The sequence below is a fragment of the Roseococcus pinisoli genome (assembly GCF_018413645.1).
Classification (GTDB): domain Bacteria; phylum Pseudomonadota; class Alphaproteobacteria; order Acetobacterales; family Acetobacteraceae; genus Roseococcus; species Roseococcus pinisoli.
In genome coordinates this window covers 392,377-407,664 of the sequence record NZ_JAHCDA010000003.1, presented here as the reverse complement: position 1 = coordinate 407,664, position 15,288 = coordinate 392,377, and the positions used below count along the sequence as shown (strand labels likewise).

At 69.3% G+C, this 15,288-nt stretch carries 15 protein-coding genes; 3 read left to right on the top strand and 12 right to left on the bottom strand.

Translation table 11 applies throughout. The features are described 5' to 3' along the window. Positions 1–259: 259 nt before the first annotated feature. The 11 genes from KHU32_RS16965 to KHU32_RS16915 form a co-directional block, all read right to left on the bottom strand. Positions 260–1,396 (bottom strand): MFS transporter, encoded by a 1,137-nt coding sequence (locus tag KHU32_RS16965; protein WP_213671337.1) that lies wholly within the window; start codon positions 1,394–1,396, stop codon positions 260–262. Next, positions 1,393–2,718, bottom strand: coding sequence for an HdeD family acid-resistance protein (locus tag KHU32_RS16960; protein ID WP_213671336.1), 1,326 nt, complete (start codon positions 2,716–2,718; stop codon positions 1,393–1,395). The genes KHU32_RS16965 and KHU32_RS16960 overlap by 4 nt, the downstream gene beginning before the upstream one ends. 33 nt (positions 2,719–2,751) lie before the next feature. After that, positions 2,752–5,403, bottom strand: coding sequence for an alanine--tRNA ligase (gene alaS / locus KHU32_RS16955; protein WP_213671335.1), 2,652 nt, complete (start codon positions 5,401–5,403; stop codon positions 2,752–2,754). A 415-nt stretch (positions 5,404–5,818) separates the two neighbouring features. Continuing rightward, entirely contained in the window at positions 5,819–6,853 is a 1,035-nt protein-coding gene (recA, locus tag KHU32_RS16950; RefSeq protein WP_213671334.1) for a recombinase RecA, read from the bottom strand. Positions 6,854–7,005: 152 nt separating this feature from the next. Continuing rightward, complete coding sequence (locus KHU32_RS16945; RefSeq protein ID WP_213671333.1) at positions 7,006–8,352, bottom strand: hybrid sensor histidine kinase/response regulator; 1,347 nt, start codon at positions 8,350–8,352, stop codon at positions 7,006–7,008. Between the two features lie 26 nt (positions 8,353–8,378). Then, the gene (locus KHU32_RS16940; protein WP_213671332.1) at positions 8,379–9,434 is read right to left on the bottom strand and encodes an EscU/YscU/HrcU family type III secretion system export apparatus switch protein; all 1,056 of its coding nucleotides are present in this window, start codon (positions 9,432–9,434) and stop codon (positions 8,379–8,381) included. 3 nt (positions 9,435–9,437) lie between these two features. Continuing rightward, positions 9,438–10,223, bottom strand: a complete 786-nt coding sequence (locus tag KHU32_RS16935; protein ID WP_213671331.1) for a flagellar biosynthetic protein FliR — start codon at positions 10,221–10,223, stop codon at positions 9,438–9,440. Further along, entirely contained in the window at positions 10,220–10,495 is a 276-nt protein-coding gene (locus KHU32_RS23340) for a flagellar biosynthetic protein FliQ (RefSeq protein ID WP_213671330.1), read from the bottom strand. The genes KHU32_RS16935 and KHU32_RS23340 overlap by 4 nt, the downstream gene beginning before the upstream one ends. Positions 10,496–10,539: 44 nt before the next feature. Beyond that, a complete protein-coding gene (gene fliE, locus KHU32_RS16925) occupies positions 10,540–10,842 on the bottom strand; it encodes a flagellar hook-basal body complex protein FliE (protein WP_213671329.1) in 303 nt (100 codons plus the stop codon). Beyond that, entirely contained in the window at positions 10,842–11,249 is a 408-nt protein-coding gene (gene flgC, locus KHU32_RS16920) for a flagellar basal body rod protein FlgC (protein WP_213671328.1), read from the bottom strand. Before flgC ends, fliE begins: the two co-directional genes overlap by 1 nt. Before the next feature lie 13 nt (positions 11,250–11,262). Next, positions 11,263–11,649, bottom strand: coding sequence for a flagellar basal body rod protein FlgB (locus tag KHU32_RS16915; RefSeq protein WP_213671327.1), 387 nt, complete (start codon positions 11,647–11,649; stop codon positions 11,263–11,265). A gap of 96 nt (positions 11,650–11,745) precedes the next feature. On the opposite strand from KHU32_RS16915, the gene KHU32_RS16910 reads away from it, so the two are divergent. Genes KHU32_RS16910 through fliP form a run of 3 tightly spaced genes read left to right on the top strand, consistent with a single transcriptional unit; the run spans position 11,746 to position 13,040 of the window. After that, entirely contained in the window at positions 11,746–12,021 is a 276-nt protein-coding gene (locus KHU32_RS16910) for a hypothetical protein (RefSeq protein ID WP_213671326.1), read from the top strand. 33 nt (positions 12,022–12,054) lie between these two features. After that, positions 12,055–12,315, top strand: a complete 261-nt coding sequence (locus KHU32_RS16905) for a hypothetical protein (RefSeq protein ID WP_213671325.1) — start codon at positions 12,055–12,057, stop codon at positions 12,313–12,315. Continuing rightward, positions 12,312–13,040, top strand: coding sequence for a flagellar type III secretion system pore protein FliP (gene fliP / locus KHU32_RS16900; RefSeq protein WP_213671324.1), 729 nt, complete (start codon positions 12,312–12,314; stop codon positions 13,038–13,040). The genes KHU32_RS16905 and fliP overlap by 4 nt, the downstream gene beginning before the upstream one ends. Before the next feature lie 2 nt (positions 13,041–13,042). On the opposite strand, the gene KHU32_RS16895 is transcribed toward fliP, so the two are convergent. Further along, positions 13,043–15,241 (bottom strand): ComEC/Rec2 family competence protein, encoded by a 2,199-nt coding sequence (locus KHU32_RS16895; protein ID WP_213671323.1) that lies wholly within the window; start codon positions 15,239–15,241, stop codon positions 13,043–13,045. Between the last annotated feature and the right edge of the window lie 47 nt (positions 15,242–15,288).

The window sequence follows — 15,288 nt, the reverse complement described above, 5'->3', positions numbered from 1 at the left end:
CGCCGTGGCTATTCGCGTCCGGCATCACCGTCAGGCGCGCCGTCGCCAACGATCGGCGAGCATTCCACGAGATTGTGAGGCGTCACGACACAGCGATCGGCTTCCACCGCCGGTGGGGATGGGGCGCAGCTGGTCTGGCACCCGAGCGCCAGAACAAGGACCGTGAGACGCTTCAGGCTCACCGACTTCCCTCAGCCAAATGTCTCGATGATCGGATCAGCATTCGTGCTTGCCGCCCGACCACTCCATTCCCACGCCTTCAATCACTCTGGCGCGTCACCTGGAAAACGCAAAAGGCGATGCAGGCCAGGGCCGCGAAGATCGGCAGCCCATGCGCCGAAAACCCCATCATGAGCCCCGCCAGCGATGGGCCCAGCAGCGCACCGACGCCCCAGGCGATCCCCATCACCGCATAGATCCCCACGAGATCGGTGCCCTTGAAGCGGCTGCCCACCACCGTCAGCATGATGGTGTAGATGCCCACGAAGGCACCGCCCCAGATGAAAAGCGTCGCATAGGTCAGGACCGCGCTCTCCAGCACCAGGGGCCAGATGAGTGCGCCGGCGGCGGAGATCACGCCGAGCATCGTCACCAGCCGCCGTCGATCCATCCGGTCGCCCAGCCAGCCGATCGGCAATTGCAGCAGGATCGCGCCCACCATCAGCGCGGTGATGAGGCGTGGCGCATCCGCCTCGGTCCAGCCCGCCGCCATGGCGTAGAGGGCCAGGAAGGACATGCCGGCGGTCTCGATCGCGGCATTCAGGACCGTGGCCGCGATCGCCACCGGCGCCAGCAGCAGGTAGCGGCTCGTCCCTGCCTTGGGCGCCTCGCCGAAATGCGGCGCCGCGACCCGCTTCGTCGCCACCAGCGGCACCGCGCACAGCACCAGAACCGAGCCGATGAGGTAGGAGCGCGCGCCCTCCGTTCCCGCCACCGAGAGGATGAAGGGCCCGACCGCGAAACCCGCGGAAAGCGCGGCGGTATAGGTAGCCATCGCGCGCGCCCGGGTCTCGTCGGTGGAGAGATGGTTGATCCAGGTTTCCGACAGGACGAAGAGCGTCTCCGCCGCGCAGCCCAGCAGCAGGCGAAGCGGGAACCACAGCCAGACCAGCGGCATAGCCGGGAAGAGCGACACCACCACCGCCGAAAGAAGCAGCGCGCCGACCACCATGCGCCGCGCGCCGAACCGGGCCACGAGATGCGGCAGCAGCGGCGCCGTCAGCAGGACGCCGACCGCATGCATGGCCGCGTTGAGCCCAATCGCCGTCTCCCCCAGCCCGCGCTGGGCGAGGTCGATCGCGATGAGCGGCGCGGTCAGGCTGTAGGTGAGGCCGAAGATGGCCGCGACGGCGATGACCGCCGCCCGGGCCAGAAGAGGCGCGGAGCCGCCGGTCATGAGGTCTTCTCCACCTGACGGTTGTCGCGCCAGCGCTGCCAGGCGCTGCGCAGCCGCGCGAACCAGCCCATCTGGTTCGGCTCCACCACCCGGCGAAGCGCCCGGGCGTAGTCGTAGACGAGCATGGGCGTCCAGGTCAGGGTCTCAGCCCGGCGGCGCAGCAGGGCGGCCACCCAGAGGTCGGGATTCAGCAGCAGCCCCGGCAGCCGGCGCCAGAACGGGCCGTTCCCGCCCATGCCCTCCAGCGCGGCATCCAGCGCGACCGCCACCGCCACCGAGCAGTTCCGGCGGGTGAAGTTGTAGGTCCGGTCCTCCTGGTAATGCGCGCAATGGACCAGGAGGCGAGCGGGATTGAAGCGATGGAAGGCGATGTGGGCGTCGGCCGGGAACCAGGTTTCCACCTCGTAGCGATAGCTCTCAAGGAAACGGCCCGGCAGGTCGTTCTCCGCCGTCGCGCGGAGCTGGCTGAGGAAGCCTGACGCCTCACGCTCAACCTCCTCCGCCGGATAGTGGCTGACATACAGATACGGCGCGAAATCCAGCACCGCGTGGCCGCTGGAGATCTTCCCGTTCTTGTCCACCGCGGCGATGTAGCGATCCACCACCGGCCGCCGACGGTCGATCTCGGCGGAGCCCGTCGGGGTCCAGATGCGGACGACCATGGGCGTCATGGTCGCCTCCTCCGGCAGCTCGACCGCCCTCACCTCGTCCAGACGGTCGTACCAGCCCGGAGGTCCGAAGCCCGGGATGCCGAGCATGGAGCCGTCAGGCGGGAGGCGGCGCAGCGCCATCGCCAGGCGCGCCAGCGTCAGCCCGTTCATGATCAGCAGCAGGGCGATGCCGAAAGGCACCGTGAAGCGGTAGCTGACCGGCCAGTTGCTCATCGCCAGCACCGCCACCACGCCCTCGAGCAGCCCCCCGACCACCGCGGCCTGCCAGCGCCGGAAGCGCAGCACCAGCGCGCCCGCGATGCGCAGGACGGCGTCGATGAGGAAGGCCAGGCCGAAGAGCAGGCCATTGGCGATGTGGTTGTTCCAGGGGAAGTCGACGATCAGCAGGCCCAGGACGAGCAGGCCGATGGCCCGCACGAGGACCATGCGGTTCGCGCGAGCCTCGGGACGCAGCATGCCGAGAAGGCCCAGCGCCCCGCTGATGGCCAGGATATAGCCGAAGACATAGGTGGCGACGACGGTCGCGCCGTCGCTCGTATCGAGCAGGATGAGCAGGCCCAGCCCGCAGGCGCTGAGGGCCACGCCCATCAGCACGCCCCAGCGCTCGCGCAGCGCCGCGGCGCCGGTCAACAGAAGGGCCAGGCGAATCATTCCTGACCCCTCCCCGTCATCGCGCCCTGCCGGTCAACCCTGGGCAGCCACGGCCTGCCGGACCGCCGCGAGGGCGTCTCCCACCTTGTCGCCTTCCGGTCCGCCGGCCTGGGCCATCTCCGGCCGTCCGCCGCCGCCCTTGCCGCCGACCGCGGCGGCCGCGACGCGCACCAAGGCCACGGCATCGGCCCGGCCCTTGGCCACCTCACCCACGCCGACCACGATGCTGGCCTTGCCCTCGGACGAGGAGACCAGCGCGACCACATCGGCCGAGCCTTCCTTCAGGATGGCCTCAGCGATGCCCTTCAGCTCCTTGCCCGGCATGTCGCCGAGATCGCGCAGCGCCAGGCGCAGCCCGGCCACAGTCTCGACCTCGGAAGCGGCGCCGCCGGTGGCGAGCTTCTTGCGCGTCTCGGAGAGGTCGCGCTCCAGCTTGCGGCGCTCCTCCATGAGGATCGCGATGCGGGCCGGCAGGTCGGTGGGGCTCACCTTCATGGTGGCGGCCGCCTCACGCAGCAGGCGGCTCTCGGCCTCCATGGCGGCATAGGCGGTCTCACCCGTCACCGCCTCGATGCGGCGGACGCCGGCGCTGACCGCGCCTTCGCTCACCAGGCGGAAGAGGCCAATGTCGCCCGTGCGCCGCACATGCGTGCCGCCGCAGAGCTCGATGGAGTAGTTGCCCTTGCGGTCGGTCGCGGCCGGATCGTGGCCCATGGCGACGACGCGGACCTCCTCGCCGTACTTCTCGCCGAAGAGCGCCATGGCGCCTTCGGCCACGGCGGCATCGGGCGTCATGAGCCGCGTGGTGACCTCGGCATTCTCGCGGATGCGGGCATTCACCTCGGCCTCGACCCAGGCAAGGTCCTCGGCGGCGATTGGCGTGGGCTGGCTCACGTCGAAGCGCAGGCGATCGGGCGCCACCAGCGAGCCCTTCTGGGCCACATGCGTGCCCAGCCGGCGCCGCAGCGCCTCGTGCAGCAGGTGCGTCGCCGAGTGATGCGCGCGGATCGCGCCGCGGCGAGTGTGATCGACCTCGGCCACCACCGTCTGGCCGACCGAGACGTCGCCGCTCTCGACCTTGCCCAGATGGACGAAGAGGTCGCCGAGCTTCTTCTGCGTGTCGCGGATGCGGATCACGGCATCGCCGGCGCGGATCACGCCCGCATCGCCCTGCTGGCCGCCGCTCTCGCCATAGAAGGGCGTCTGGTTGAGGATGAGGGCGACGTCACGCCCCGCCGCCACGCTGTTCACCGAGGCGCCGTCGGCCACGATGGCCGTGATGGCGCCCTCGGCCGTCTCGGTGGAATAGCCCAGGAAGTCGGTGGCGCCGATCTTCTCCTTGAGGTCGAACCACAGGGTCTCCGTGGCGGCCTCGCCCGAGCCGGCCCAGGCAGCACGGGCGCGCTTCTTCTGCTCGGCCATTGCGACGTCGAAGCCGGCCACGTCCACCGCACGGCCCTCGGCGCGCAGCGCATCCTGCGTGAGGTCCAACGGGAAGCCGTAGGTGTCGTAGAGGCGGAAAGCGACATCGCCCGGCAGGGGCTGGCCCTCGCCCAGCTTGGCCTTCTCCGCATCGAGGAGGCCGAGGCCGCGGTCCAGCAGCGAGCGGAAGCGGTTTTCCTCGAGCTTGAAGGTCTCCGTGATGAGGCTCGCGGCCCGCGACAGTTCCGGATAGGCGGCGGCCATCTGGCGCTCCAGCACCGGGAAGAGGCGGTGGAGCAGCGGCTCCTGCGCGCCCATCAGATGGGCATGGCGCATGGCGCGGCGGAGGATGCGGCGCAGCACATAGCCGCGGCCCTCGTTGGAGGGCAGCACGCCATCGGCCATCAGGAAGGCGCCGGCGCGCAGGTGATCGGCGACCACGCGATGGGAGGCGCGGAAGGGGCCGTCCGGATCCTGGCCCGTCAGATGGGCGGATTCCAGGATGATCGCCCGGAAGGTGTCGGTGTCGTAGTTGTTGTGCTTGCCCTGGAGGATGGCGGCAAAGCGCTCCAGCCCCATGCCCGTGTCGATCGAGGGCCGCGGCAGCGGATTGCGGGTCCCCGCCGGCTCCTCGAGGAACTGCATGAAGACGAGGTTCCAGATCTCGATGAAGCGGTCGCCGTCCTCATCGGGGCTGCCCGGCGGGCCGCCCGGGATCTTGTCGCCATGGTCGTAGAAGATTTCCGAGCAAGGACCGCAGGGGCCCGTGTCGCCCATCCGCCAGAAGTTATCGGAGGTCGAGATGCGGATGATCTTGTCGTCGGAGAAGCCCGCGACCTTCTTCCAGATCGTCGCGGCCTCTTCGTCCTCGGAATAGACGGTGACAAGAAGTTTGTCCTTCGGGAGGCCGAAGTCCTTGGTCAGCAGCTCCCAAGCATAGGGAATGGCCTGGCTCTTGAAGTAATCGCCGAAAGAAAAATTGCCGAGCATCTCGAAGAAAGTGTGATGCCGGGCCGTGTAGCCGACATTGTCCAGATCGTTATGCTTACCGCCGGCGCGCACGCATTTCTGCGCGGTGGTCGCCGTCGAGTAATCGCGACGCTCGGCCCCGGTGAAGACGTTCTTGAACTGGACCATCCCCGAATTGGCGAACATCAGCGTCGGGTCGTTGCGCGGAACAAGCGGGCTGCTCTCGACGATGCGATGCCCGTTGCGCGCGAAGTAGCCGAGGAAAGTGGCGCGGATGTCGTTGCTGCTGCTCATCGGGGGGTGCTCTGAAAACCTTGAACGCTGGAATTACCCTGGCAGGACAGGCCCCTCAATAGGCGGCCTGGGCCGGGCCACGGAGAGATGGGTGGGGACGCCCCTTACAGACTTTCCGGGAGAGCTCCTCGGGTCTTCGCCCGAAGCGTCCTAAGACACTGACAGAGTTGAGCCCCAACCAGGCTCGCCCAATCAATCGGTATGCCAGTGGGCAGATCGGGGACACCTGGCTTGGGTCGCCGGCAATCGGATGGCGCGCGACATCCAAGAAAGATGCGTGGGGCGCCCCTTCCCGGATCGGGACTCCGCACTTCGAGGCTCGAAAAGTTCCGGGAGCAAAAGCCATGACGAAAGGCCGGGCGCCCCAGCCAGCCAGACCATCGGCCTGATCCGACTGCGACGCCCGGCGAGGAAGTCAGGCCTCTTCTTCTTCCGTGCTTTCTTCGGCCGCCAGCATGCCGTTGGCCACGACCGCGCCCTGGCCGCGGATACGCTTCTCGATGCTGTCCGCGAAGGCGGGATTGTCGCGCAGGTATTGCTTCGCGTTCTCGCGCCCCTGGCCGATGCGCTGCCCGTCGCAGCTGAACCAGGCGCCCGACTTCTCGACGACCCCGGCCTTCACGCCCAGATCGACGAGTTCGCCCACCTTGCTGATGCCCTCGCCGAACATGATGTCGAACTCCACCATGCGGAAGGGCGGCGCCATCTTGTTCTTCACGACCTTCACGCGGGTCTGGTTGCCGGTGACCTCGTCCCGATCCTTGATCGAGCCGATGCGCCGGATTTCCATGCGGACGGAGGAATAGAACTTCAGCGCGTTGCCGCCCGTCGTCGTCTCCGGATTGCCGAACATGACGCCGATCTTCAGGCGAATCTGGTTCAGGAAGATGAGCAGGCAGTTGGAACGGCTGACCGTGCCGGTGAGCTTGCGCAGCGCCTGAGACATCAGACGTGCATGCAGGCCGACATGGGTATCGCCCATCTCGCCCTCGAGCTCGGCCTTGGGCACCAGCGCGGCGACACTGTCCACCACCAGCACGTCGATCGCGCCGGAACGAACCAGCGTGTCGGCGATCTCCAGCGCCTGCTCACCGCCGTCCGGCTGGCTGATCAGCAGATTCTCGACGTCCACGCCCAGCTTGCGCGCATAGCCGGGATCGAGCGCATGTTCCGCGTCGATGAAGGCGCAGGTACCGCCGTTGCGCTGCGCCTCGGCGATGGCATGCAGCGCCAGCGTCGTCTTGCCCGAGGATTCAGGACCGTAGATCTCGACGATGCGGCCCTTGGGCAGCCCGCCGATGCCAAGCGCCAGATCCAGGCCCAGCGAACCGCTGGAAATGACCTCGATCCCCTCCATGGCGCTCTTGGAGCCCATGCGCATGATCGAGCCCTTGCCGAAGGCCCGTTCGATCTGGCTCAGCGCGGCGTCGAGCGCCTTTCCCTTTTCCATCCTGGAAATCCCTCTCAGGCCACGACACGGGCGGCAGAAACGCCGCCCTTCACACGCTGATAAGCCAGGCCCGGATCATCCGGTAGCCGAAACCGATGCAGCGCCTTCGTTCTGTTTATGTTCTTTTTCTTTTCGCGGAGCAAGGGCTGTTTTCACCCCATTGCCACGGCGCGGCGAATGGCGGCCAGGAGCGCTTCCGTCGTGTAGGGCTTGGCCAGGAAGTGCATGCCCGTCCCCAGCCAGGCCGGGTAGCCCGACAGCAGGAGAATCGGCAAATCCGCATGAAGCGCGCGTGCGGCCCGGGCCAGCTCCATCCCGTCCATGCCTGGCATGGCCACGTCGGTCGCGAGCAGGCAGGGCGTGGGGCCTGCCCCCAGCCGCGCCAGGGCCTGCTCGGTATCCGCCGCGACCTCCACGTCGAAGCCCGCCTGCTGCAGGCCCAGCCGGGCCGCGCGCAGCAGGATCGGCTCGTCATCGACCAGAAGGACGGGACCGGCCGGCGCGGTCCCCGGAACCGGCCGCGCCTCGGATTCCACGGCTGGTTCGTGTCGGGGAAGGAGGATCCGGAAGGTCGTTCCGGCGCCGGGCGCGCTTTCCACCTCCACCCTTCCCCCGAAACGGCTGACGATCTCCCGGACCATGGCGAGGCCCAACCCGCTCCCCCCCTGCCCGGTCTTGGTGGTGAAGAAAGGTTCGAAGATGTGGGGCAGCAGGGCGGGATCGATGCCCGTCCCGCTATCCGTGATCTCGACGGCCACATGGGCGGTCGGCTCGCCGGCTCCCGCCTTCCATCGCCCCGTCGCCATTCGCAGCCGTCCCTGTCCCTTCATCGCCTCGCGAGCATTCACCGCCAGATTGAGCAGGACCTGATCCCACTGCGAGCGATCGACACGGATGAACGGAGACGGCTCTGTCAGTTCGAGATCGAGGGCGATCCCCTTTCCGATTAGCCGGGGCAGGACGAGGGCAAACTGGCGGAGGGTCCCATTCAGATCGGCGACGCCCGGTGCGAGCTCCCGCGGGCGGTCGACGACACGCAACTGCTCGAGGAGGGCGCCACCCTGTCGTGCCGCCGTTTCGATCGCGCTCAGTTCCGCTTCCGCCTCCGGCGGGAGCGACAGGCACCGCAAGGCCGCGGAAGCACCGATCATCACGCCCGCGAGGTTGTTGAAATCGTGAACGATGCCGCCGGCCAGGCACCGGAGGGCTTCGCCGTGCCCCGCACCCGATGGCTCCAGGAGAAGCATGGTTACCGATCCGCCCAATGCCAACGCGCGCAGCGGACCCTGACCTTCCACGAACACCACGCCCGGCAATTCCCCTCGCAAAGCGGTGGTGATGGCTTCTGCTGCCGCGGGAAAGGCCAGCCTGGCGTCGTCACCTGGCCGAACGGAAGGCCCCTTGTCGAGGCTCTGAAAGGCCCGGTTCAGAAGCAAGACCCGCCCGTCCTCCCCAACCAGGAGGACCGGTTGCGGGAGCGCCGAGACCACGGTCTCCATGCCGCGCAGGAATGCCCCTTCCGGCATCAGGAACGGCCACGCAGGCGCATGACATAGGCGATGATCTTCGCGACCGCCTCCCAATGCTCGTTCGGGATCTCCGTCTCCAAATCGAGGCGGAACAGCGCCCGCGCCAATGGCGGATCGGCGACCACCGGCACGCCGGCCTCCCGTGCGGCCTCGCGGATCCGCGCCGCCATGGCGTCTGCTCCCTTGGCAACCAGCTTCGGCGCGGCCGCCTTGCCGGATTCATAGGACAGCGCAACCGCGTAGTGCGAGGGATTGGTGATCACCACCGTCGCGCGAGGCACGGAAGCCAGCATGCGCCCCCGACCCATCATCTCCCGAAGATGCCGCATGCGGGCCTTGATCTGCGGATCGCCCTCGCTTTCCTTCGACTCCTCCTTCAGATCCTGGCGGGACATGCGCAGGCGCTCGCGGTGGCGGTGCCGCACGATCAGCAGATCCACCCCCGCCACCAGGGCGAAGGCCGCGAGCGTTGTCATCACCAGCCGCAGGATGCCTCGCCCGGCCGCGGCGAAGATTTCCGCCGGCGGCGCCTCCAGCACGGCCGAGAGGGCCGGCAGGTCCATCGCGACGAAGCCGAGCGCGGTGGCGACGATGGTCAGCTTCAGCAGCATCCGCAGGAATTCGAGCAGCCCGTCCGGACCGAGGATGCGCTTCAGCCCCCGCGCCGGCGACAGCTTCGCCAGATCCGGCGCCATCGACTTCGCCGAGATCGCGCCGCGCGTCTGCGCCAGGGTCGCCACCGCCGCTCCGATCACGGCCGCCGTGGCGATGGGCCAGGCGACGCCGAGGAACAGGGTCAGCCAATCCGCGGCGGCCCGCCCCGGCTCCATCTCGTGGGCCCGAGAAAACGTCGCCCTCATGGCCGCGCCGATCCGATGCTTCTGGCCCGGCATTACCAGCACCGCCGCCAGGACCGAGGCCGCCAGCGCCGAGAAGCCGACCGCCTCGCGCGAAAGGGCGACCTGCCCCTCCTGCCACGCCTTCTGAAGCCGCTTCTGGGAGGGTTCCTCCGTGCGTTCCTCTTCCCGCTCGTTCCCGCCCTCTTCGGCCATGGTTCAATCGATGCCCGGCAGGCGCAGGAAGCCTTCGTTCAGGCCCCGCGCCCAGACATTCAGCAGGCTGGGCAGCAGGAGGAACATCAGCAACAGCCCGCCCAGAATCTGCGCGGGGGAACCCAGGACAAAAATCTGCGCATGCGGGGCGATGCGCGAGATCAGCCCGAGGCCGGCGTTGAAGAAGATGGCGGCCACGAGAAAGGGCGCGGCCAGCTGCATCGCCAAGCTCAGGCTGTCGCCCACGGTCCGTGCCATCTCCTCCGCCGAGGCCCCGCCGGGCCAAACCCCGCCGGGTGGAAGAACCCCGTAGCTGTTCGCCAGGGCACGAAGGGGTATCTCGAAAAGCCCCGTCGCCAGCATCAGGGCGGCGGTCGCGAGCGAAAGCATCCTCGCAAGCGCCGTCATGCCGCTGCCCGGGACGAGATCCCCCTGCAGAGGCGAGGCGAGGCCGATCATCAGCGAGACGACCTGCCCTGCCTGGGAGAGGGCCATGACCAGTATCCTCGCCAGCCCGCCCAGCCAGACGCCGCTGAGGACCTCGCCCACGATCAGGACGAGGAGGCCGGAAACCTCCGCCGGAAGATCGGGAAGCCCCGGCGACAGGGGCGGAAGCAGCGCGAAGACCAGGCCCAGGGCCAGAGCCAGACGGACCGTCGTGGGAATTTCCGCCTCCCCCACGCCCGGCAGGAGCATGACCGCAGCACCCATCCGGCAAAGAAGAAGCGCTGCGTGGAAGGCAAGGCCGGGCAAGGCCGCCAGCAGCGCAACCTCGCCAGAGACGCTCATGGCAGCCCGCCGATCGCGATGACCTGATCGAACAGTCGCTGGGCCCAGGCCTGAAGCAGCCCGGCCATCGAGGGCCCCATGAACAGGAGGAGCCCGCCGATCGCCGCGAATTTCGGCAGGAAGGCGAGCGTCGCCTCCTGGATCTGCGTCAGGGCCTGCAGCAGCGAGACGACGAGGCCGATGGCCAGCACCACGAGCAGGGGCGGCGCGGCCAGTTGGAGGCAGACCCAAAGCGCCTCCCGCATCGCCATGACGACGGGCTGTTCCACCATTCAACCCCGCCTCCTGCGGGCAAGCGGCCGAGCCGATAGGGCCGCTAGATCGGCATGCGCATCACATCCTGGTAGGCCGAGACCACGCGGTCCCGCACCGCCGTGGCCATCTGGAGCGAGAGCTCGGCCCGGGAGACCGCCAGCACCACATCGGTCACGCTGCCCTGGCCCGTCAGCGCGCTGGTCGAGGCCGCGTCGGCGCGGCGGCCCGTGTCGATGGCCCCCTGCACGGCCCGCGTCAGGGTCTCCCCGAAGCCCGCGCCCTGCGAGATCGCTTCGCCCGCGCCCTGGACGGCACGGTAAGCGGCGGCGGCGGCGCCCGCGGCGCCGAGAATGGGAAGCGCCATCAGCGAAGCGCCTCGATGGCCCGCATCAGCATCCCGCGCGTGGTTTCCAGCACCGCCAGATTGGCGGAGTAGGAGCGATTGGCCTCGCGCATGTCCATGTTCTCGACGACGCTGTCGACATTGGGCGTGCGCACATAGCCATTGCCGTTCGCGGCGGGATGATCCGGCTCGAAGCGCTCCGGGAAGTCCCGGGAGTCACGGCCGATGCGCGCCACGCGCACCGTTTCCGCGCCGAGCTCGCGGTCCAGGCGGCTCGCGAAGGTCACGGTCTTGCGGCGATAGGGATCGGCCCCGGGCGATTGCCCCGTGCTGTCACGATTGGCGATGTTCTCGGCCACCACGCGCAGGCGCGTGGATTGGGCGGCCATGCCTGCCGCGGAAATCGAAAGCGCGCGATCGAGATCCATACGCCGTTTCCTTTCAGGGACGCCCCAGCGCCGTGCGGAACAGGCCGAGGTATTTCCGGTGCAGCCCTATCGCGAGCGCCTGCGCCTGATCGGTTTCGGCGATACGGATGGCCTCGTCATCGAGCGAGACGGCATTGCCGTTGCGGCTCCTCTCCACGACGCTGCGGTCCTGCAGGGCCAGGGCGACGTGCTGACGCGGCGAGAGGTGGCGCGTGTCCGTGGCGGCCATGGCCACCGGAAGGCGGCGCTGCAGCACATCCCGGAACGGAACGGCGTCACTTGGGCGAAAGCCCGGTGTATCGGCATTGGCGACGTTGCGCGCCAGGATGCGCTGGCGCGTATCGAGCCAGGCGAGCCGGTTCTCCGCGAGGTTGACGGGGCCACTGAAGGTCAGGTCCATGACCGCAGGAAACACGCCATCCGGTTAACGCATTGTGAAGACGGCGACGCGCGGCGATTGCAGCTTCCTTAACCCTCGCCCCCGCATCCTCCGCCCATGTCCGATGTCGCGAACCCACCCTTACCTGCCAGGAGCTTCGATGTCCTGGCCATCATGACCGCGATCGAGAGCCTGCTCGGCATCCTTGTCATGGCACGCGCGCTCGTCATGGCCGGACGCGCCATCGACCTCGCCGGGCTGGACAGGGAGGCGGCCCGGCTTGCCGCAGCCATTGCCTGCCTGCCCCCGGGCGTCGGGCATCCCTTGAAACCCTCGCTCGAGGCGCTGATGCGCGAGGCCGATCTCCTCGCGGAGCATCTGCCGCGCCCGTGACCCTCCCCCTCAGCGCCGGCAGGAGGCCGCGCCATGTCCTTTCTCGATACGACTTCCCTGGCCCAGATGATGGGCGCGCTCGGCGCGGTCCTGTTGCTGCTCTGGGGCATCTCGCGCCTGGCGGGCCATTCCAAGGCGATGCTCCGGCCCGGCGGAAGCCGGGTCGGCGTCCGCTCCATCTGCGCCCTGGATGCGCGCCGCCGCCTCGTCCTCATCGCCTGCGACGGGCGTGAAGGATTGCTTCTCGTCGGCCCTTCCGGCGACCTGTTCCTCGGCTGGCTCCCCAGCGCATGAAGGCCCTCGCGATCCTGGCCGCGCTGGCCCTGCTGGCCAGCGACGCTTCGGCGCAATCGGTGTCGATCGATCTGGGTGCCGCCGGCCAAGCGGGCGTCACCTCCCGCCTCGTGCAGCTGACGGCGGTGATCGGCCTGCTCTCCCTGGCGCCTTCCCTGCTGATCATGACCACCGCCTTCACGCGCATCGTGATCGTGCTGGCCCTGCTGCGCTCGGCGATCGGCGCGCAGGGCGTGCCGCCCAATCCGGTGCTGATCGGCCTCGCGCTCTTCCTCTCGCTCTTCGTGATGCAGCCAGTGCTGGAGGAGGCCTGGCGGCTCGGCATCGTGCCGCTGAACGAGGGCAGGATCGGCGATCTGGAGGGCCTGACCGCCATTGCCGAGCCCTTCCGCAAGTTCATGGCGGCCAATGTACGGGAAAGCGATCTCAACCTGTTCCTGGAGCTCGCGCGCCTGCCCCTCGGCCCGCCGGAGCAGGCGCCTTTCCGTGGCCTCATGCCCGCCTTCCTGGTCAGCGAGCTGAAGCGCGCCTTCGAGATCGGCTTCCTGCTCTTCCTGCCCTTCCTGGTGATCGACATGGTGGTGGCCTCCATCCTGATGTCGCTGGGCATGATGATGCTGCCGCCCTCCATCGTGGCGCTGCCCTTCAAGCTGATCTTCTTCGTGCTCGTGGACGGATGGACGCTGTTGTCGTCGAGCCTCGTCCAGGGCTTCGCCTTGCCGTGAGGTCACTCGCTCTCGGCTGGTGGCTCGTTCGTCCGGGATCGCGGCAAGGGAGGCGGCGGCACCCAGGGGCGGTCGCCGCGCCAGGCGCGATCCGACACCACGCGCGCCCGTCCATCCTCCAGCCAGATGGCATGCGCGCCGTCTCGCCAGACGGAGAAGCGGTCCACCACCTCGCTGCCATCGCAGGCGCCGCGGACGGGCTCCGGCGAGACGATCACCGGCGCCCGGCCGCAGGCCGGATGTGGCCCTGGGTCGAAGGCCGCCCGCTGGCCGCGCGGCAGCACGGGCGGGCGAAGCAGGATGAGGCCCGGCTCTCCGGTCGCGCTGAAAAGCGTGCAGGCCTCCGGGCGGCAGCGGATGCGCCCTTCCGCCGCCTCGCCATGAGCCGGCAGCGGCGATGCTTCGACTCCGCCCAGGCCGCGCAGCCAGGAATCGCCGATGAAGCGTGACGCGCCGGGTCGCCGCTCGAGGAAGACATGGCCCTCCGTCTGCAGGGCGAAGAGCCGCCCATCGGCTGCGGCCATGGCATCGGGTGGGCGGACGAGGTGCCAGCTCGCAAGGCCGGCGCCGATCGCCACAAGGCCTAGGAGCCGCCATCGCGTGCGCCACAGGCACAGCCAGCAAAGCCCCAGACTGAGCAGCGCCAGCCCCAAGGGTGGCAGCGGCGGCATCGCCATCGCCGCCCCAGGCCACGCCGCGACCCCGCGCGCCACGGCGAGGATGCCCTCGATGCCCCAGCCCATCAGGCGAAGGGGCCAGGCCTCGAGGCCCAGGGGGAGCAGCACCATCGCCGCCATCCCCGCCGGCATCACCAGCAGCGAGGTCAGCGGCACGGCCACGGCATTGGCGGCGACGCCATACAGCTGGAGGCGGCCGAAATGGTGCAGGCCGAAGGGCGTCGTCGCGGCGCCGGCGATGGCCGAGGTCGCGATGCCGCCCAGGACCACGAGCATCGGCCGCCACCACCAGGGGCGCGGCGTGCCGGTGCGCGACAGCCAGGGTCGCGCCGCCTCATAAGAGGCGATCAGCGCCATGACGGCGGCGAAGCTCATCTGGAAGGAGGGGCCCAGCAACGACTGGGGTTGCAGCGCCATCACGCCCAGCGCCGCGAAGGCCAGGACCCGCGGATTCAGCGCTCGCCGGCCGGCGAGCAGGGCCAGCGTGACCAGAGCCGCCATGAGAAAGCTCCGCTGCATCGGCACCTGGCTGCCCGTCAGCACCATGTAGAAGCCCCCCATCGCCAGGGCCGCGAGGGCGGCGAAGGGACGGGTCCCCCAGCGCAGGGCGAAGCCGGGCCAGAGGGCGAGAGCGGCACGCACGGCGGTAAAGGCCAGCCCCATCACGATCGCGATATGAAGGCCGGAGACCGAGAGCAGATGCGCGAGGCCCGAATCGCGCATGGCCTGCATGTCGGCCGCCGGGATCGTGCTCTGCCCGCCGGTCAGCAGCGCGGCGGCCACGGCGCCGACGCCGCCCGGCAGCAATCCCGTCACCCGCGCCTCGATCCGGCTGCGCATGGCCGAAAGGGGCGGCGCCGCGCCATTGCTGGCCAGAACCTCGACCGGACCGAGCGCGAAGCCGGAGCCGCCCAACCCCTCGAAATAAGCGGCGCGCTGAAAGTCCCAGGCACCCGGATGGGCGGGAGCCGAGGGGGCCCGGATGAGGGTCCGCAGCGCGACGGTGTCCCCCGGCAGGGGCCGGGCGGGATCATCGGTCCGGAGACGGACGCGGATCGCCCGTCTGGCCGGCATGTCCTGCCCCTCCCATCGCCCCTCGGCCAGGGTGATCCGGATCCCGCCCGGCAGGAGATCGGTCTCGGTCACCAGGCCGGTCAGCCCCGTGGCGCCACGCGGCAGCTCGAGCGGGGGCGGCGCCCGGGCCGCATGCCAGGAGGCCAGTGCGAAGCCGAGCCCTGCCGACCCCAGCAGCGCCAGCGCCCAGGCCGCCAGGGGAAAGCGGTCCCGGAGCCAGAGGGCCACCAGCCAGAAGACCAGGCCGGCATATCGCCATCCCGCCCAGGGCTCATGACGGGGCAGGAAATAGAACAGGATCCCCGCCGCCATCGCGACCGGCAGCCAGAGGGCCAGCCGCCCCTGCTCGGCAGCCAGGATCGCGGCGAGGCGCCCGGGGACGACCGATCCGGCCTCGCGCGGGGGCGCGAGGGCGCGGAACCACCTCCAGGAGGGCGCGGCCGGCAGCATGTCATCAAGACGTGCCCCAACCCCTCAACCGCGGGCAAGCGTCGTGT